The following is a 17,118-nucleotide window of genomic DNA, read 5'->3' as shown; positions in this document are numbered from 1 at the left end:
AAAACATTTTCCCCGCAAAAAGCGGTGCGTCCCGCCCGCACGGCTGCCCCGTCCCCGGGCATGGCGGATCCCGGCACGCCCGCCTGAGGAGCGTGCGGAAAAACAACTCCGGCACCCCGCCCTCTTTCCCGTTGCAGTCCCGCCCCGCGCCCCTTCCGTACCCCGGCAGAACGCCCTGAAACGGTAAAGCCCGCCCTCTTCCGGCGACGCATTTCTCCGCCACGCGGCAGAATCGGGCAAGAAAAAGAAAGAATCGTGTCTGGTTTGCGTTCCCTTTTTCCTCTATATTGCGCATACTCGCGGCGGACATGGCCGCAGCTTGCGAAAAGCGTTCAGGAACGCTATGTCCTTCTCCGAGAGGAAGCATTTATGGATCACGGTATTCTTTTTGATCACGCCCGCGCCGCACGTATAGGCCTGCCGGAAGCGGTCTTCTGCGAAGGCAAACCCTTTGCCGCCGTACGCGCTCTTCTGGAGCAGTTCGGCAGAGGTTCCGGCCGCCCCATACTGTTCACGAGGCTTGCCGAAAGCGTTTTCAACAGTATGCCCGACGACGTGCGGGCGCGTTACGACTATCATCCCCTTTCCCGTACGGCCTTCGGCGAAGCGCTGCCCCCGAAAGGCAGGGGACGCGTGGCCGTGGTCTCCGCCGGAACGGCGGACGGTTCCGTCACCTGGGAGGCCGCTCGTACGCTGGAATACCTGGGCATAGAACATGCGGTGTTTGAAGACTGCGGCGTGGCCGGGCTGTGGCGTCTGGCCGAAAGACTTGATGAAATCAACCGTTTTCAGGCCGTCATCGTGGTGGCCGGGCTGGATGCTGCGCTCGCCAGCGTGCTCGGCGGACTGACTCCCCTTCCCGTATTCGGCGTTCCCACTTCCGTAGGCTACGGCGTCGCCCGGGGCGGCAACGCCGCCCTCTCCAGTATGCTGGCGAGCTGCGCTCCGGGCATCGCCGTCATGAACATCGACAACGGCTACGGCGCCGCCTGCGCCGCGGCACGCGTGGTAAACAACCTATGAATAACGAACATCACGAACATTCTCACGGGCATCACCATCACGAAGCCCCCTCCTCCGGGCCGGTGCTGACCATACGCGCCCATTCCGGCCTTTCCGGCGACATCTTTCTCGCCGGGCTTTTATGCATGACGGGCATGGACGAAAGCGAGCTGAACCGGAAGCTCGCCGCCGTCATGCCCGAACTGGAAGGCTCCGTGCACCTCATACGCAGGGAAGTGCACCATATCGGCGGTATGCACGCACAGGTCGATCTGCCCCATCAGCACGAACACCGCACGCTTGCCGACGTTCTGGCCATCATCGCCGCAGGCGGCATGAGCGAGGAGGGCAAGGCTCTGGCATCCCGGGCCTTCACCATCCTTGCCGAAGCGGAAGGCGCCGTTCACGGCAAGACGCCCGCGGAAGTGCACTTCCATGAAGTGGGCGCGCTGGACAGCATTCTCGATATCTGCATGAGCTGCGAGCTGTTCTGCCTTCTTGCTCCTTCCCGCTTCGTGGTCAGCCCTCTGCCCATGGCCGACGGCTTCGTGCGCTGCGCCCACGGCGTCATTCCCGTGCCTGCGCCTGCGGTGCTGGAACTCATGGACAATGTTCCCGTGCGTCCCTTCCCCGGACAGGGGGAAACCGTCACCCCCACGGCCATGGCCCTTTTGAAGGCCCTCGGTGCGGAATTCGGCCCCTGGCCCGCCATGCGGGTGGAAAAAAAGGCCCTTGTCTACGGAACCCGTGTCTTCGACGATGCGCCGAACGGCGCTCTGTTCGCCTGCGGCCGCACCGAAAGCGACCCGAACGCCGCTTTCTGAGGAGAGAATATGGACCTCGCCCCTCTTGCCGGACTGCGGCGCGCCCTTCTGGAGACTGCGCCGGACGGCCTGTTCGCCCTTGCCTATTCCGGCGGACTGGACAGCCGCTTCCTTGCCCATGCCGCAGGACTTTTCGGCATGAAGCCGCTGCTTCTGCACGTCACGGGTCCCCATGTTCCGCCGGAGGAAACGGCCTTCGCCCGGGAATGGGCAGAAAAACATGCCCTTCCCTTCCGTGAAGTGCCCGTGGACCCGCTGCGTCTTCCCCCGGTGGCGGCCGGAGCGCGCGACCGCTGCTATGCCTGCAAGAAGGAACTGTTCTCCCGCCTTCTTGCGGAAAGTTCCCTGCCGCTCTGCGACGGCACCAACGCCTCCGACGCCTCGGCCTATCGCCCGGGCATCAGGGCCGTGCGGGAGCTCGGCGTCATCTCGCCCCTCGCGCTTGCCGGACTCGGCAAAAAAGAGATACACTTTCTTGCCGGAAGTACCGGCATGGAACACCCCATGCAGAAGGCACGCCCCTGCCTGCTTACGCGCCTCCCCTACGGCACGACTCCCACCAGGGAAATACTCTCGGCCGTGGCCGCGGGAGAAGCGGCGGCCCGCGCCGTTCTTGCCCGGGAAAAAAGAGAAGAGGTCGACCTGCGCCTGCGCCTCCCTGCGCCGGACAGGCCAGAGCTTCACCTTCTCGCATCCGACATGGAAAGCATGGGGGAAGCCTTCCGCGATGAACTTCTCCGGGAAGTCCGGGCCGCCATGCCCGGATACCCGCGCCCCGTTCTGTCGGCGCAGGCCTCGCTTTCCGGCTTTTTCGACAGAACCTGAACCCGTCTTTACCGCTCCATACCCGTACCAGGAGGAAACACATGGCTGCATCGAAAGTGTACTTTACCGACATGCGCTGCAAGGTGGGCACCAGCCTGCTGCAAAAGCTGGATAAACTCATGCTCGCCGCCGGCATGGACAGCATCGACTTCGAGAACAAGTTCGTGGCCATCAAAATGCACTTCGGGGAACCCGGGAACCTTTCCTTCCTGCGCCCCAACTTCGCCCGTGCCGTGGCCGACCGCGTGAAGGCTCTCGGCGGCAAGCCCTTCCTCACCGACTGCAACACCCTGTATGTGGGGCGCCGCAAGGACGCCCTCGAACACCTGACCGCCGCCAATGAAAACGGTTTCTCACCGCTCAGCACCGGCTGCCAGATCATCATCGCCGACGGCCTGAAGGGCACCGACGACGTCGAAGTTCCCGTGAACGGCGGCATCATCCTGAAAAGCGCGTTCATCGGCCGCGCCATCATGGACGCCGACATCTTCATTTCCCTCACCCACTTCAAGGGGCATGAGCTGACCGGCTTCGGCGGCACCATCAAGAACATCGGCATGGGCTGCGGAAGCCGCGCCGGCAAAATGGCCATGCACTGCAACGGCAAACCCACGGTGGACCCGGAAAAATGCCGCGGCTGCCACACCTGCACCCGCTTCTGCGCGCAGCAGGCCATTACCGTTACGGACCATAAGGCTCACATAGACCACGATAAATGCGTGGGCTGCGGCCGCTGCATCGGCGTGTGCAACTTCAACGCCATCGCCAACGCCATCGACGCCAACAGCAACGACGTCAACAGCCGCATGGCCGAATACACCAAGGCCGTGGTGGACGGGCGTCCTCACTTCCACATCAGCATCGTCAACCAGGTTTCTCCCTGCTGCGACTGTCATGGTGAAAACGACGCCGCCGTGGTGCCGGATATCGGCATGTTCGCAAGCTTCGACCCCGTGGCTCTGGACAAGGCCTGCATCGACGCCGTAAACGCCGCTCCGGCCATTTCCACCAGCGTGCTCAGCCAGTGCGACCACGGCGCGCACGACCACTTCACCAGCATTCATCCCACCACGGACTGGCGCGGCCAGATCCGCCATGCCGAAGCCATCGGCCTCGGCAGCGGGGAATATGAACTGATCAGGCTCTAAGCCGACGCGGGGCCGCCTTCCCGGAAGGCGGCCCCTTTTTCATCAAGGCCTTTCCGCCTCCCCGCGCACGGCACAGAACATCTTCCCTTCCCGAAGAGCAAAGCCAGCCCGGGGATATTCTTCCTCTTTCTTTGAAAGCGCTCCTTTCAGGAAAAGCCTCCAGAGAACGCCGCTCAGGCTTTTCCCTCCGCCTCGCTCTCCTTCAAAAGCGCATCCAGAAACTTTTCCGCCGCGCGGGAGAAGCCCCGGTACTTCTTCCATGCCACGGCAAGCCCCACTTCCAGCCTGGGTTCCAGCGGGCGGAAGCACAAGGGGCCTTCCTCCTCGCAGCGCACAATGCCGTCAAGGCACAGGGCGCAGCCCATGCCCGCCTCCACCATGACCGAGGCGTTGTACAGCAGATTATAGGTCCCCACCACCCGAAGCCGATCGCAGCTTTCCCCCAGCCAGCCGGAAATTTCATTGACCACCAGCGCCTGCCGCGAACAGAACAGGGGAAGTTCCGCCACATCCTCGGGACGCAGCGCCCTTTTCTCCGAAAGGGGATGATCACGGCGCATGAGCACCCCCCATACGTCCATCACCGGCAGATGCACATACTCGTACCTGGCAAGATCGGTCGGCCCCACGAATACGCCGAAATCCACCAGCCCTTCGTCCAGCTTTTCCGTCACCTCGGCCGCATTGCCGCTGAAAAGGTGATAGGATATATGCGGATGCGAAGAAGAAAGGCGGCGTGCCGCTCCCGCAATGATGCGCATGGCGCGGCTTTCCCCGCCGCCTATATATACGTCGCCGCTTACCTCCTCATCCGCCGAACGGAACTCCTCCACCGTTCTGTCGGCAAGGGCCACGATTTCCTGCGCCCTCTTGCGCAGGAACATGCCCTCTTCCGTCAGCACCATCCGCCGCCCTCCGCGCAGAAACAGTTTTTTGCCGAGTTCCTCCTCCAGATCCATGATCTGGCGGGAAAGCGTAGGCTGTGTGACGTGCAGAAATTCCGCCGCTCTTGATATGTTCTGTTCCCCGGCTACAGCCAGAAAATAACGCAGTACCCGAAGTTCCACGGCTTCCCCCTTTGTCCGCCTTCCGCCGGACGAGCATGGCGGCATATTTCCGATACGGTCTGTTTTTCCGGCATCAACCGCCCCTGTCATGCCTATAAGGCATGGTTTTCTATTTGATATAAGTATTTGCTATTGATATTCCTCCCCCCTATAACTAAGTCAACAAATTTTCCGTCCCTGACAGGAGTCACCATGAAAACCTTTGCCTCCGTTCTGCTTTCCGCCTTGCTCACGCTGCCCTCGCTGCCCGTAAGCGCCGGAGAATCCGCCTTCCCCGTGCCGGATACGGTCAGTCCCGAACTTGGAGCCATGATATCGGCCGGTATTCCCGACAACTGGCGCAGACGACCGCAGAATGCGGAAGAATGGAAGGCCTGGGCCTCGGCCATGGCTGAAAAGCAGTGCGCCGCCCTGCCCGCGCTGCGGGAAAAGCTGGGTGTCACCTCCCGCTCCGACGTCATGGCGGGAGTACCGGTTTTCATCATAGAACCGAAGGACGTTGCCGACGACGGGCGCATTCTTCTGCACCTGCACGGCGGCGGTTATGTTCTGGGGCAGGGAGAAGCCGGCACTCAGGAAGCCGTACTCATGGCAGGCATCGGAAAATTCAAAATCATTTCCGTGGACTACCGTATGGCTCCCGATTTCCCGTATCCTGCCGCCATGGACGATGCCATGGCCGTATACCGCCATCTTCTCTCCCGTACGCCCGCAGAACGCATCGGCGTTTTCGGCACATCCACAGGCGGAGCCATGACGCTCATCCTCGCTTTGAGAGCTAGGGCGGAAAATCTCCCCCTTCCCGCCGCACTGGGAGCGGGAACCCCCTGGACGGAGCTCGGCAAAACCGGCGACAGCTACTTCACCAACGAAGAAGTGGACAACATCCTTGTCGGCTACGACGGGTGGCTTGCCGGAGCTGCGGAAATCTACAGCGCGGGGCACGACATGACCGACCCCTTCCTTTCCCCCGCGCGGGGCGATGTACGGGGCTTTCCTCCCACCATGCTCACTTCCGGCACGAGAGATCTTTTTCTCAGCAATACCGTACGCATGCACCTGAAACTGCGCGAGGCGGGAGTCCCCGCCGACCTCATCGTGTTCGAAGGGCTCTCCCACGCCCAGTATCACATGAATGAAGACATGCCGGAAGCCCGGTTCCACTTTCAGGAACTCGGCCGATTCTTCAGAACTCATCTGAAGTCTTCCGCCCCCGAAGAACGCTGAACAATCCTCCCTCATCCTGCATCAGGGTGTATTCCGCCGGCCTTTTCCCGCCGCGCGGAATGCACCTTGCTCCTCTGCACCCAAAAACCGCCCCGGCGGATGACATCAACCTTCAGACGACAAGGAGACACCATGAAAAAGACGCTTATCGCCGCCTCCATGCTCGGCCTTCTTCTTGCCCCGGCCGTTCCCTCACAGGCTCAGGACATCGCCGTTCCCGCCGATGCCGCGAACTTCTACCAGAGCGACAAGGTGAACAGGGAAAAGGTATCCTTCCCCACCCTGTACACCATGAAGGTCGCAGGACATCTCTATACGCCGAAAGGCATGGAAAAAGGCTCCAGGCTCGCCGCCGTGATCGTGGGGCATCCCATGGGAGCGGTCAAGGAACAGAGCGCCGACCTTTATGCCGCCAGGCTGGCCGAAAAGGGATTCGTCACGCTGTCCATCGATCTGCCCTTCTGGGGAGAAAGCGAAGGCCGGCCCCGCAACGCCGTTTCTCCCGACATGTACGCCGAAGCCTTCAGCGCGGCGGTGGACTTTCTCGGCACGCGCGACTTCGTCAGACGCGAAAGCATCGGCGCGGTGGGCATCTGCGGCAGCGGGAGCTTCGCCATCAGCGCAGCAAAAATCGATCCCAGGCTCAAGGCCGTCGCCACGGTAAGCATGTACGATATGGGCGCAGCCAACCGCAACGGTCTGCGGCACTCCATGTCTCTGGAAGACCGCAGGGCCGTTCTTCAGCAGGCAGCCGAACAGCGCTATGCGGAATTTGCCGGAAAGGAACCGCTCTATACCGGCGGAACCGTGCATGAACTGACGGAGCAGTCCACGCCCGTGGAACGCGAGTTCTACTCCTTCTACCGCACCAGCCGGGGAGAATTCACGCCCGAAGGCGCTTCCCCCCTCACCACCACGCACCCCACGCTCACCAGCAACGTGAAGTTCATGAACTTCTACCCGTTCAACGACATAGAAACCATTTCTCCCCGGCCGCTGCTCTTCATTACCGGGGAAAACGCCCATTCCATCGAATTCAGTGAAGATGCCTACCGCCGTGCCGCAGAACCCAAGGAACTGCTTATCGTACCCGGCGCAGGGCATGTGGATCTGTACGATCGCGTCAGCCTCATTCCCTTCGACAGACTCGCAGAATTCTTCAAGAAGAGCTTGAACTAACTGCACAGATCCGCCGGGAAGGCGGGCCGCTCCCGCATCGGACGCTCTTTCCCGGATGCGCCCGGCGGCGCACGCTCCATGCAGGGACGGCGCCGCCCCACCTTTTTTCACAGAGATCCGCCATGCAGACTCCCCCCTGTGACGCACCGGTCGCCAAGGCCCGCTGGTTCGCCGTATTTTCCCTGTTCATGGGCGTCACCTGCCTCATTTCCGCCGAATTCACCCCCGTCAGCCTGCTTACTCCCCTTTCTCAGGGACTCGGAATCTCCGAAGGCATGGCAGGCCGGAGCGTCACCGCCGTGGGAGCGCTGGCCATGGTCACCAGCCTTCTGCTCGCCCCCCTCACCCGGCATACCGACAGGCGGCGCATCCTGCTCCTTCTTTCCGCACTGCTCATCATCTCCAACATCATCGTCGCCTCGGCGCAAAGCTATGCCATGCTCATGCTGGGACGGGGGCTGCTCGGCGTATGCGTAGGAGGCTTCTGGTCCATGGCCTCGGCCGTCACCATTCAGCTCGTGCCGCAAAAAGACATTCCCCGCGCGCTGAGCGTTCTTTATTCCGGCGTGGCCGTGGCCACCATTCTTTCCCTGCCTCTGGCAAGTCTCCTGGAAGCGCATTTCGGCTGGCGCAACGTGTTTTTGTTCTCCTCCGCTCCGGGGCTCGTGTCTCTCATCTGGCAGTATATGGCGCTGCCTTCCATTCCTCCCCGCCCGGGAAACGACTTTGCCGGCATGTTCAGCCTGCTCAAGGTCAGGTGGGCTCTCGCAGGAATGGCGGCCACCATCTTCAGTTACGGCGGCTATCACTCTCTGTTCACCTACCTCCGCCCCTATCTGGAGCACAGCCTCGCACTGGAGCCTGCCGGGCTTTCCGCCACGCTTCTGGCCTACGGAATTGCCAATACTCTGGGCACGTTCTGCGCAGGCTTTCTGCTGAACAGAAGTTTACGGCTTACCATGCTCGGCGTTCATGCCTGCCTTGCGGCAACGGCTCTGGTACTGCTCTGCGCACCGGCGCATACGGCCGTGAACATCGCTCTCGTCCTTGTCTGGGGCTTCGGTTTCGGTCTCATCTGCGTAGGCTGGACGGCATGGATAGCCCTTACCCTGGCCGACAGGGCGGAAATCGCAGGCGGACTTTCCGTGGCGGCCATACAGTTTTCCATAGGCGGCGCGGCGGCGACGGGCGGCAGCATCTACGACGCCTCGGGCATGTCGGGCATCTTCCTTCTTGCTTCGGGACTGCTCTGTACCGCCGCGCTTCTGGCCATGATGAGCTTCGCGCTCCACGCCCGGATCACGGGTAAGCGCCTTCCTTAAAAGCGTGCGGAACATCCGGCCTTTTTCTGTGAAAGGATACCCGAAAACGAAAAAAGCCGAGAGAATCGTGCAAGAAATCGAGAGAACAGGCCCTATGCCCCCCGGATAATCCGCGCTAGGCTTTCTTCATGCCCGGAAACAGCGGAGACTCCGCCCATCCGGGCCGGAAACGGAGGCTCTCCGTGCCCTTCAATCTTCCGCACCGCAAAGGAGCAATTATGAATACCATCACCGATCTCTTCCCCAGAGGCGAAGCCAACACCGCCTATGCCGCATATTTTACGGGCAACAGCTGGCTCAGCATGCTTTCCACGGAAGGCGTGGTCATCGGCAACGTGACTTTCGAACCCGGCTGCCGCAACCACTGGCACACCCATCACGCCGCGAGGAACGGCGGACAGATTCTGCTGTGCACCGCCGGCAGGGGCTGGTATCAGGCATGGGGAAGCCCCGCACGGGAACTGCATCCGGGCGATGTGGTCATCATTCCCGCAGGCGTGAAGCACTGGCACGGCGCCGCAAAGGACAGCTGGTTCGCCCATGTGGCCGTGGAAGTGCCGGGCGAAGAGACGCGCAACGAATGGCAGGAAGAAGTGTCGGACAGCGAATACGACGCCCTTCCGTAAGCATACCGCGCTCTCACTCCTGCAGCGCCATGCTTGTGCTGCCCCGCCCGTAAGAACAGGGCGTTCCCCGCGCCCTCCGTCCACGGCGGACCGGAACGGGAGCTGTTTTTTCCGAGCCGCTTCTGCGGCCACTCCTCCAGGGCCCCGGCATTTTCCATGTCGGGGCCTTCTTCGCGTCTGCTGCCGATGCCCGGCCGCTTCTTCCGTTTTCCCTTCCGAGGCCGTGCCGGAGCATCGTTTGCAGCCATGCCGTTCCTTAAAAAAAGCACGTTCGCCCTTGAGCCCTCCGGCAAAGAGGATACCCCTCCGGCTTTTTCGGTATTCCCGCTCCGAAACCATTCTCCCCGCGTTTCCATGAAAATGTTCCCCGTACGGACATGCGGGAAGGCGCCCCAAAAGCTCCCGGCGACAAGGCGACTCTCTGGGAAGACTCCGTGTCCGTACGGGGAAAACCCGCACGCTCCAAGGACGGCGGGCGCCTTTTCCCCCTCCTGCCCGTGCTCTTCTTCTCCCTGCAAAAAAAGAATTTTTTGAAACCCTTTCTCATATCTTGACATTTTTGAAAGAGCACAATATAAGGATTTCCAGATATAGAGTTATATCAAGGCAGGCATGATATGGAATACTTCCTCGAACTTCTCGACGAACGCATGTGCAGGGGCGAAACAACAGTCGCACCGCTCTCCTTTCATGCCTGACATCAGTCGGCAGGGAGCCCGTGCGACAAGCGCGGGCTTTTTCATTTTTGTTCACCATACCTTGCCGGCGAAACACGCTGCCATCAGCTTCCAGCCTCTCCGGCAGGCACAACAGACGTTTATGAACGGCAAAACGCCGCAACAAAGGATATCGCATGAGCAAGCATATCGACACCACCTGCGTACAGGGCGGATACACCCCCGGCAACGGCGAACCCCGGCAGATTCCCATCATCCAGAGCACCACGTTCAAGTACAACACCAGCGAGGATATGGGAAAGCTGTTCGACCTTGAGGCCAGCGGCTACTTCTACACCCGTCTGCAGAACCCCACCAACGACTATGTGGCCGCCAAGATAGCCGAGCTTGAAGGCGGCACCGCCGCCATGCTCACTTCCTCCGGGCAGGCCGCCTCGTTCTTCAGCGTGTTCAACCTGGCGAGCGCGGGCGACCATGTGGTGGCCTCCTCCACCATTTACGGCGGCACCTACAACCTCTTCGCCGTCACCATGAAGCGCATGGGCATCGACTTCACCTTCGTCACGCCCGACTGCTCCGACGAGGAACTGGAAGCCGCCTTCCGCCCCAACACCAAGGCCGTGTTCGGTGAAACCATCGCCAACCCCGCGCTTGTCGTGCTCGACATCGAGCGCTTCGCCAAGGCCGCGCATGATCACGGCGTGCCGCTCATCATCGACAACACCTTCGCCACGCCCGTGAACTGCCGCCCCATCGAATGGGGCGCCGACATCGTGGTGCATTCCACCACCAAGTACATGGACGGTCACGGCGCTGCCGTGGGCGGCTGCATCGTGGATTCCGGCAAGTTCGACTGGATGGCCCACGCCGACAAGTTCCCCGGTCTCTGCACGCCCGATGAAAGCTATCACGGCATCACCTATGCCACCAAGTTCGGCAATGCCGGCGCGTACATCACCAAGGCCACGGCCCAGCTCATGCGCGACTTCGGCTCCATCCAGTCCCCGCAGAACGCTTTTCTGCTGAACATCGGTCTGGAAAGCCTGCATGTGCGTATGGCCCGCCACTGCGCCAACGGCCTCGCCGTGGCGAAGTTCCTCAGCGAACATGACCTGGTGGACTGGGTGCGCTACCCTGAACTTCCCGGCGACAAGTACTACGATCTTGCCAGGAAGTACCTGCCCAACGGCTCCTGCGGCGTGGTGAGCTTCGGCGTGAAGGGCGGCCGCAAGGCTGCGGAAAACTTCATGAAGCACCTGCGTCTTGCCGCCATTGAAACCCATGTGGCCGATGCCCGTACCTGCTGCCTGCACCCGGCCAACGCCACGCATCGTCAGATGAACGACGAAGAACTGAAAAAGTGCGGCATTCCGCCGGAACTCGTGCGCTTCTCCTGCGGTATTGAAAACGCCGAAGACCTCATCGCCGACATCGATCAGGCCCTCGCCTCCAACCGCTGATTTCTGAGGGGCCTTCCGCCTTCGCGGAAGGCCCCTTTCCGTACGCGCCAGCTTCCGAACATCATCCAGGGAGAATGCCATGCCCATCATGATTCCCAATGAACTTCCTGCGGTAAAAACGCTGAATCAGGAAAATATCTTCGTCATTACCGAAACACGCGCCCTCACGCAGGACATCCGCCCGCTGAAGATACTCCTGCTCAACCTCATGCCTACCAAAATAGCCACGGAAACACAGCTCTCCCGCCTGCTGGGCAACACTCCCCTTCAAGTGGAACTTGAACTCATCCATACCACCAGCCATGAGTCCAAGAACACTCCGCGCAGTCACCTGCTTTCCTTCTACAAAACCTTTGAGGATGTAAGCGCGAACTACTACGACGGCATGATCATCACCGGCGCTCCCGTGGAACTCATGCCCTTCGAGGAAGTGGAATACTGGCAGGAGCTTTGCGAAATCATGGAATGGAGCAAAACCCACGTTCACAGCACCTTCCATATCTGCTGGGGCGCTCAGGCCGGACTGTACTACCACTACGGCATTCAGAAAAAGCTTCTGCCCAAAAAGATTTCCGGCATTTATCCCCATCAGGTGGACCATGCGGGTTCCATTCTCTTCCGGGGCTTCGACGACGTGTTCATGGTTCCCCACTCCCGCAATACCACCGTGGACCGGGCCGATGTGGAAAAGGAGCCGGCACTCAAGATACTCGCCTCCTCTCCCGTAGCCGGGCTGTACGCCATATCCACCGACAGCGGCAGGCAGATCTTCATTACCGGGCACTCCGAATATGACGCCGACACCCTGCACAGGGAATACACCCGTGACCTTGCCGCCGGCATCAATCCCGAAATACCGGAAAACTACTATCCCAACGACGACCCCAGCCTTGCCCCGCGCATGACCTGGCGCGCCCATGCCCATCTGCTCTACGCCAACTGGCTCAACTACTTCGTCTATCAGTCCACGCCCTATGATCTTGCGGAACTGGAGAAGCAGACCCGCAGAAACGCATAGCCCTTTTCGCCCCCTGCGAGCCCGGGACGCACAGCGCCCATATTCCACGCAGTCCGTTCCCCTCTTTTCCGAATGCAGTCTGCGGAAAGGCCTGCCCGTTCCCGTATCTTCCGACAAAAAAGCGCTCCACGACATCATCGCCATGGAGCGCTTCCTTTTTTCTTCTGCAACACACTACAGAATATCGTGCATGCTCAGAATGCCGAGGGGCCTCTTCCGTTCATCCACAACAAAGACGCAGGTGATCTTCTTCTCTTCCATAATACCCTGTGCCTTGGCGCTCAGGGCGTCCGCATCGATGCACACGGGGTTTCTGGTCATGAGGTCGCCGGCGGAACATTCGAGAATGTTCGGTCCCATATGACGGCGCAAATCGCCGTCGGTAATGATGCCGACCAGCGTCTCCCCTTCCATCACGCCTACGCAGCCGAACCCCTTGCGCGTCATTTCCGCAAGCACGCTCATCATGGAAGCCTCAAGCTGCAAAAGCGGCATGGCGTCGCCCGTGTGCATGAGATCGCGCACCAGAGACAGCTTCTGCCCCAGAGAGCCTCCGGGGTGGAACTTGTGGAAGTCCTCCCTGCCGAAGCCGCGCGCGGTAAGCAGGCACATGGCGAGCGCGTCGCCCAGCGCCATCTGCACCGTGGTGCTCGTGGTGGGGGCACAGTCCAGCGGACAGGCTTCGTGCAGAGGCGGCTGAAGCAGCAGATGATCGCAATGCTTGCCGAGAAAACTGTCCGCATTCTTGGTAATGGCGATAAGCGGCATATTGTTCTGCGAAGCGTAGAGCACGATATCGGTCAGTTCCGCCGTATTGCCGGAATTGGAAATGGCGATCACGGCATCGTCCGGCGTCATCATGCCGAGATCGCCGTGGCTGGCTTCGGCAGGATGAATGAAATACGCCGGAGAACCCGTGGAAGCCAGCGTAGCCGCTATCTTGCGCGCCACATGCCCGCTCTTGCCCATGCCCGTAACGGCAATACGGCCTTTGATGCCGAGCAGGCACTCCACCGTGTTCTCAAAACTTTCGCCAAGACCGTCGGCCAGAATACAAAGGGCCTGCGCCTCATCGCGCAGAACCTGCCTTGCTTCGTCAAGATATTTCATGATGCTCACCCGGCGTTTTCGCTGAGAATGCGGCGCACCTGCTCCAGGTCCTCGGGCGTGTCCACGCCGGGCCCCATGGCCTCCACCTCAAGCACACGGATGGCGATACCCGCCTCGAGCACGCGAAGCTGTTCCAGCTTCTCCGTATTTTCCAGCGGAGAATAGGGGAGCTTTCCGAAATCCATAAGAAATTCACGGCGATAGGCGTACATGCCCAGATGCCCGAAATAGGAAGGCGCTATTCCCCCGGAACGGGGGAAGGGAATGGGGCTGCGGCTGAAATACAGCGCGTTGCCGTTGTGCGCCCGCACCACCTTCACAAGATTGGGGTTCTGCGCCTGTTCTACGCTTACGGGGTAACAGAGCGTTGCCATCTGCAGGGAGGAATCCTCCAGCATGGCACGAGCCAGCTTTTCGATGGAAGAAGGCTCCACGAGAGGTTCATCGCCCTGAATATTCACATAAATATCGGCAGGATGGGCTTTCGCCACCTCAATGAGTCTGTCGGAACCGGAGGCGCAGTCCGGGCTGGTCATCACGGCGCGGCCGCCGAAGCCTTCCACAGCCTTCATGATGCGCTCATCATCCGTGGCCACCAGCACTTCGTCGAACAGCGCGACACGGCGCACCCTTTCATACACATGCTGCACCATGGGCTTGCCGCAGATATCCACCAGAGGCTTGCCCGGCAGCCGCGTGGAAGCGTAACGGGAAGGAATAACGGCGATGACGCTCATAACGCCCCCTTCTTGGCAAGACCGTCAAAGGCCTTGATGAGGGAAAGAAAAGCGGGAAGATCCCTGACGGCCAGCATGTTCGGCCCGTCGCAGGGAGCCTTGTCAGGGTCGGGATGCACTTCCATGAAAATGCCCGCCACGCCCACGGCTGCGGCCGCGCGCGCCAGCGTGGGAACAAATTCCCTCTGCCCGCCGCTGCACGAACCCTGCGCTCCGGGGAGCTGCACGGAATGTGTGGCGTCGAACACCACCGGTGCGAACTTCTTCATGATTTCAAGGCCGCGCATGTCCACCACCAGATTGCCGTAGCCGAAGCTGGTGCCGCGTTCGCAGAGCGTAATGCGCTCGTTTCCCGTGGAGCGGGCCTTTTTCAGCACGTTTTCCATTTCCCACGGAGCGAGGAACTGGCCCTTCTTGATGTTCACCGGCTTCATGGTGGAAGCCGCCGCAAGGATGAGGTCGGTCTGCCGACAGAGGAAGGCGGGCGTCTGCAGGTAGTCCGCCACTTCCGCCACCGGGGCGGCCTGTTCGGCCGTATGGATGTCCGTCAGCACCGGAACATCCCTGCTCTCCCGCACCTCCGCAAGAATGGAAAGCCCTTCCTCCATGCCTACGCCGCGGAAACCCGCGCCGGAGCTGCGGTTTGCCTTGTCGAAACTGGATTTGTAAATGAAGGGAATGCCCGCAGCGGCGAATATCTCCTTGAGCGCGGCGGATACTTCCAGCGCATGGGCCCGGCTTTCTATGGCGCACGGCCCCGCTATGAAGAAAAGAGGCAGCGTATTGTCGGCCTTGATGTACGGTCTGCCGTTGAATTCAAGTTCAAACATGAAAAAACTCCAGGCCCGTCGGGCAGGAAAAAGGAAGAAAGTCGGGCTGAGTATAAGCCATGCTTACGCCGACTTCAAGAGAATGTCGCTCCCGGCCCTCTCGGGCACAGCGTATTGCACACGGCGGCTTGTCTCCATAAAAGCCGGAGGACGCCCAGGCCTTTCCCGCTGCCGTGTCCGGTATCATCAGCAACAACGCTCAAACGTTTTTGCGTTCTTCCGTTCCGGCGACCTGTTCTCCGTCTTCTCCTAGTTCACGGATCACGCGCTCCAGCACGCGGGGCGCAACTTCCAGAGAATAATGCAGCTCGAGGCGTTCCGTATCCTTGTGGGCATCCTTTCCCGCAGGTCCCACGGAAGCAATGGGAACATTCAGCGACAAAAGCTCCTTCATGGGCAGATCGTACACGCTTCCCCAGCCGGGCATGTTGTCCGCAAGGCTTCTCAGTTCCTCTTCTTTTCCCTGAAAGCCCATATAGCTCAGGTCCATGATGCCGCTGAAACATTCCACCAGTCTCATGCTGCCGACGCTCTTCTCAAGGTCGGCGCATACCCCCTCCATGATGGAACGCAGTCTTCTTTCTCCGGCCGTAGCCCGCATGTTGAGCCGCTGGGGATAGTACGGCGGCAGAAAGCCCACCACTATGGCGGGCCCCTTGAGGTTGGCCAGAGAAACCAGATAATCGGCCACGGCCAGCCCCTTTTCCGGTTCATCCCTGTCGGCAGGCAGAGAACGGACGAAATCGCGGATGTACGCCTGCACGTTTTCCCCGCCCTGCTCCTGCAACCTCCTGCATGAGTTCGCTCATGGTGAGCACGCGGCTTTCCCATGCGGGAACGGGGGAATCCTTTCGGCCGGAGCGCTGCTGAAAGGCCCGCCCCGACTCACGGATACCCTCGAGCGTTTCCTCAAGCGCCTGTCGGGCCACCTCGCGGCAGATATGCAGGATATCCAGCGGACTGCGGCTTACCGAAAGCACGTTGAAATAGGCCGCAGCCCGTTCCGGCAGCGTTACCGAATAGCTGTCGCGCAGATCCTTCAGCTTGAGGCATACGGGGGGCGTAAGCGTATCGTCGCCGTATCCGTCCATAAGGTCGGCACGACAGTCCATGAGAGAGACCACGCGTGCGGCAAGAGCGGCGGCGTTCACGCCGTCGAACGAATAGCCTGCATGGGCCTCGCGCCCCACACAGAAAAACAGCGGCATGAGCTTGCCCGTGGTGCCGGTGAACAGCGTGCGGCAGGGGCGGCTCCCTTCCGTGCTCTTTGATGTCCAGAATGCCGGTTCCCCGGAAAGCGCAGCCTCCAGTTCCAGATGCTGTTCCTGCATAAGTGCGCAGAGTCCGGGCAGAGAACCGCGCATACCGGCGGAACTGCCCTCCTCGTCGGGAACGGCCAGAAAAAGCAGGTTCACACCGAGTTCCCCGGTACGGCGGGCCATGTGGGCAAGGTATGCCATATGAAGAGCTATGCCCGCCTTCATGTCCATGACGCCGCGGCCGAAGAGCCAGTTGCCGGAAGCCAGATCGGCCCGGGCATCTTCGGGAATATCCCGTTCCGCCACAAGACGGGTGTATTCCGCGGCGTCGAAGGCCGCTTCGGCCAGATCGCCGCAGACATCGGTATCCACCACGTCGAAATGTCCGTTGAGCAGCACCGTGCGCCGGGTATGACTCCCGGCCCGTACCAGAGCCATCACCGCACGCCGCTCAAGACCGCCCTCCTCCACGGGAAGGTAGCGGAGAAAATCGGGATGTTTCTGAAAATAGGGCTCGACCGCAAGGCTCTCATAAATAAAGGCGGCCGCCTCGTTTTCCCCCGCCGTATGCGATATGCTGCGTATGCTCACCAGCTTCTTCGTCAGTTCCAGCAGTCCTTCTCTCGTGTACTCCAGCATGGCTTCTCCCTTCCGACAACGGTACGACAGCCTGCCTGTCCGGCGCATCGGAGCCTGCGGCAGGCATGCAGCTCCCGCTTTGGGGAAAGACGCTGAACCGGCCTTCCCCGGATAAGCGTTCCCGACAACAGAAAAAACCAAAAAACACCGACGCCCCGCACCGGCACG

16 protein-coding genes are annotated in these 17,118 nt (G+C 60.7%); 10 read left to right on the top strand and 6 right to left on the bottom strand.

Annotation, left to right across the window (positions count from 1 at the left end; translation table 11 throughout):
- The first annotated feature begins 369 nt into the window (after positions 1-369).
- From larB to CZ345_RS06700, 4 genes are read left to right on the top strand one after another with little or no spacing between them, the layout of a single operon-like run.
- Positions 370-1,023, top strand: a complete 654-nt coding sequence (gene larB, locus CZ345_RS06715; protein ID WP_077072407.1) for a nickel pincer cofactor biosynthesis protein LarB — start codon at positions 370-372, stop codon at positions 1,021-1,023.
- Positions 1,020-1,826, top strand: a complete 807-nt coding sequence (gene larC / locus CZ345_RS06710) for a nickel pincer cofactor biosynthesis protein LarC (RefSeq protein WP_077072406.1) — start codon at positions 1,020-1,022, stop codon at positions 1,824-1,826. The genes larB and larC overlap by 4 nt, the downstream gene beginning before the upstream one ends.
- A gap of 9 nt (positions 1,827-1,835) precedes the next feature.
- Entirely contained in the window at positions 1,836-2,651 is an 816-nt protein-coding gene (locus CZ345_RS06705) for an adenine nucleotide alpha-hydrolase family protein (protein ID WP_077072405.1), read from the top strand.
- A gap of 41 nt (positions 2,652-2,692) precedes the next feature.
- Positions 2,693-3,799 carry a DUF362 domain-containing protein gene (locus tag CZ345_RS06700; RefSeq protein ID WP_077072404.1) on the top strand — a complete coding sequence of 369 codons (1,107 nt, stop codon included), beginning with the start codon at positions 2,693-2,695 and terminating at the stop codon, positions 3,797-3,799.
- Between the two features lie 173 nt (positions 3,800-3,972).
- On the opposite strand, the gene CZ345_RS06695 is transcribed toward CZ345_RS06700, so the two are convergent.
- Positions 3,973-4,866 carry a LysR family transcriptional regulator gene (locus CZ345_RS06695; RefSeq protein WP_077072403.1) on the bottom strand — a complete coding sequence of 298 codons (894 nt, stop codon included), beginning with the start codon at positions 4,864-4,866 and terminating at the stop codon, positions 3,973-3,975.
- A gap of 192 nt (positions 4,867-5,058) precedes the next feature.
- Between CZ345_RS06695 and CZ345_RS06690 the strand changes: the two genes are divergently transcribed.
- From CZ345_RS06690 to metA, 6 genes are all read left to right on the top strand, one after another.
- The gene (locus CZ345_RS06690; RefSeq protein ID WP_077072402.1) at positions 5,059-6,093 is read left to right on the top strand and encodes an alpha/beta hydrolase; all 1,035 of its coding nucleotides are present in this window, start codon (positions 5,059-5,061) and stop codon (positions 6,091-6,093) included.
- A gap of 132 nt (positions 6,094-6,225) precedes the next feature.
- On the top strand, positions 6,226-7,272 hold the full coding sequence (locus CZ345_RS06685) for an alpha/beta hydrolase (protein WP_077072401.1): 1,047 nt from the start codon (positions 6,226-6,228) through the stop codon (positions 7,270-7,272).
- 122 nt (positions 7,273-7,394) lie between these two features.
- Positions 7,395-8,594, top strand: coding sequence for an MFS transporter (locus CZ345_RS06680; protein ID WP_077072400.1), 1,200 nt, complete (start codon positions 7,395-7,397; stop codon positions 8,592-8,594).
- 218 nt (positions 8,595-8,812) lie between these two features.
- Complete coding sequence (locus CZ345_RS06675) at positions 8,813-9,220, top strand: cupin domain-containing protein (RefSeq protein WP_077072399.1); 408 nt, start codon at positions 8,813-8,815, stop codon at positions 9,218-9,220.
- Between the two features lie 853 nt (positions 9,221-10,073).
- Entirely contained in the window at positions 10,074-11,357 is a 1,284-nt protein-coding gene (locus CZ345_RS06670; protein ID WP_077072398.1) for an O-acetylhomoserine aminocarboxypropyltransferase/cysteine synthase family protein, read from the top strand.
- A 79-nt stretch (positions 11,358-11,436) separates the two neighbouring features.
- Positions 11,437-12,375: a homoserine O-acetyltransferase MetA gene (gene metA, locus CZ345_RS06665; protein WP_077072397.1), complete on the top strand. Its 939-nt coding sequence runs from the start codon at positions 11,437-11,439 to the stop codon at positions 12,373-12,375.
- 174 nt (positions 12,376-12,549) lie between these two features.
- Here the strand turns inward: metA and CZ345_RS06660 are convergent, their stop codons facing one another.
- The 5 genes from CZ345_RS06660 to CZ345_RS06640 all read right to left on the bottom strand — a co-directional run bounded on the left by CZ345_RS06660 (position 12,550) and on the right by CZ345_RS06640 (position 16,950).
- Positions 12,550-13,485, bottom strand: a complete 936-nt coding sequence (locus CZ345_RS06660; protein WP_077072992.1) for a KpsF/GutQ family sugar-phosphate isomerase — start codon at positions 13,483-13,485, stop codon at positions 12,550-12,552.
- 5 nt (positions 13,486-13,490) lie between these two features.
- Positions 13,491-14,222, bottom strand: a complete 732-nt coding sequence (gene kdsB, locus CZ345_RS06655; protein ID WP_077072396.1) for a 3-deoxy-manno-octulosonate cytidylyltransferase — start codon at positions 14,220-14,222, stop codon at positions 13,491-13,493.
- On the bottom strand, positions 14,219-15,052 hold the full coding sequence (kdsA, locus tag CZ345_RS06650) for a 3-deoxy-8-phosphooctulonate synthase (RefSeq protein ID WP_077072395.1): 834 nt from the start codon (positions 15,050-15,052) through the stop codon (positions 14,219-14,221). The genes kdsB and kdsA overlap by 4 nt, the downstream gene beginning before the upstream one ends.
- 199 nt (positions 15,053-15,251) lie before the next feature.
- Positions 15,252-15,815: a zinc-binding metallopeptidase family protein gene (locus CZ345_RS06645; protein ID WP_144277273.1), complete on the bottom strand. Its 564-nt coding sequence runs from the start codon at positions 15,813-15,815 to the stop codon at positions 15,252-15,254.
- Entirely contained in the window at positions 15,763-16,950 is a 1,188-nt protein-coding gene (locus tag CZ345_RS06640) for a M20/M25/M40 family metallo-hydrolase (protein ID WP_077072393.1), read from the bottom strand. Before CZ345_RS06640 ends, CZ345_RS06645 begins: the two co-directional genes overlap by 53 nt.
- Positions 16,951-17,118 lie beyond the last annotated feature (168 nt).

Source organism: Mailhella massiliensis (assembly GCF_900155525.1).
Classification (GTDB): domain Bacteria; phylum Desulfobacterota; class Desulfovibrionia; order Desulfovibrionales; family Desulfovibrionaceae; genus Mailhella; species Mailhella massiliensis.
The sequence above is the reverse complement of the archived record's forward strand: the minus strand, read 5'-3'. Positions and strand labels throughout refer to the sequence as shown.

What these genes read in the sequence shown, in the direction of transcription:
- kdsB (WP_077072396.1), bottom strand. Translation starts at nt 14,222, where the DNA reads ATGAGCGTCATCGCCGTTATTCCTTCCCGTTACGCTTCCACGCGGCTG.
- metA (WP_077072397.1), top strand. Translation starts at nt 11,437, where the DNA reads ATGCCCATCATGATTCCCAATGAACTTCCTGCGGTAAAAACGCTGAAT.
- CZ345_RS06660 (WP_077072992.1), bottom strand. Translation starts at nt 13,485, where the DNA reads ATGAAATATCTTGACGAAGCAAGGCAGGTTCTGCGCGATGAGGCGCAG.
- larC (WP_077072406.1), top strand. Translation starts at nt 1,020, where the DNA reads ATGAATAACGAACATCACGAACATTCTCACGGGCATCACCATCACGAA.
- kdsA (WP_077072395.1), bottom strand. Translation starts at nt 15,052, where the DNA reads ATGTTTGAACTTGAATTCAACGGCAGACCGTACATCAAGGCCGACAAT.
- CZ345_RS06685 (WP_077072401.1), top strand. Translation starts at nt 6,226, where the DNA reads ATGAAAAAGACGCTTATCGCCGCCTCCATGCTCGGCCTTCTTCTTGCC.
- CZ345_RS06700 (WP_077072404.1), top strand. Translation starts at nt 2,693, where the DNA reads ATGGCTGCATCGAAAGTGTACTTTACCGACATGCGCTGCAAGGTGGGC.
- CZ345_RS06680 (WP_077072400.1), top strand. Translation starts at nt 7,395, where the DNA reads ATGCAGACTCCCCCCTGTGACGCACCGGTCGCCAAGGCCCGCTGGTTC.
- CZ345_RS06670 (WP_077072398.1), top strand. Translation starts at nt 10,074, where the DNA reads ATGAGCAAGCATATCGACACCACCTGCGTACAGGGCGGATACACCCCC.
- larB (WP_077072407.1), top strand. Translation starts at nt 370, where the DNA reads ATGGATCACGGTATTCTTTTTGATCACGCCCGCGCCGCACGTATAGGC.
- CZ345_RS06640 (WP_077072393.1), bottom strand. Translation starts at nt 16,950, where the DNA reads ATGCTGGAGTACACGAGAGAAGGACTGCTGGAACTGACGAAGAAGCTG.
- CZ345_RS06705 (WP_077072405.1), top strand. Translation starts at nt 1,836, where the DNA reads ATGGACCTCGCCCCTCTTGCCGGACTGCGGCGCGCCCTTCTGGAGACT.
- CZ345_RS06675 (WP_077072399.1), top strand. Translation starts at nt 8,813, where the DNA reads ATGAATACCATCACCGATCTCTTCCCCAGAGGCGAAGCCAACACCGCC.
- CZ345_RS06690 (WP_077072402.1), top strand. Translation starts at nt 5,059, where the DNA reads ATGAAAACCTTTGCCTCCGTTCTGCTTTCCGCCTTGCTCACGCTGCCC.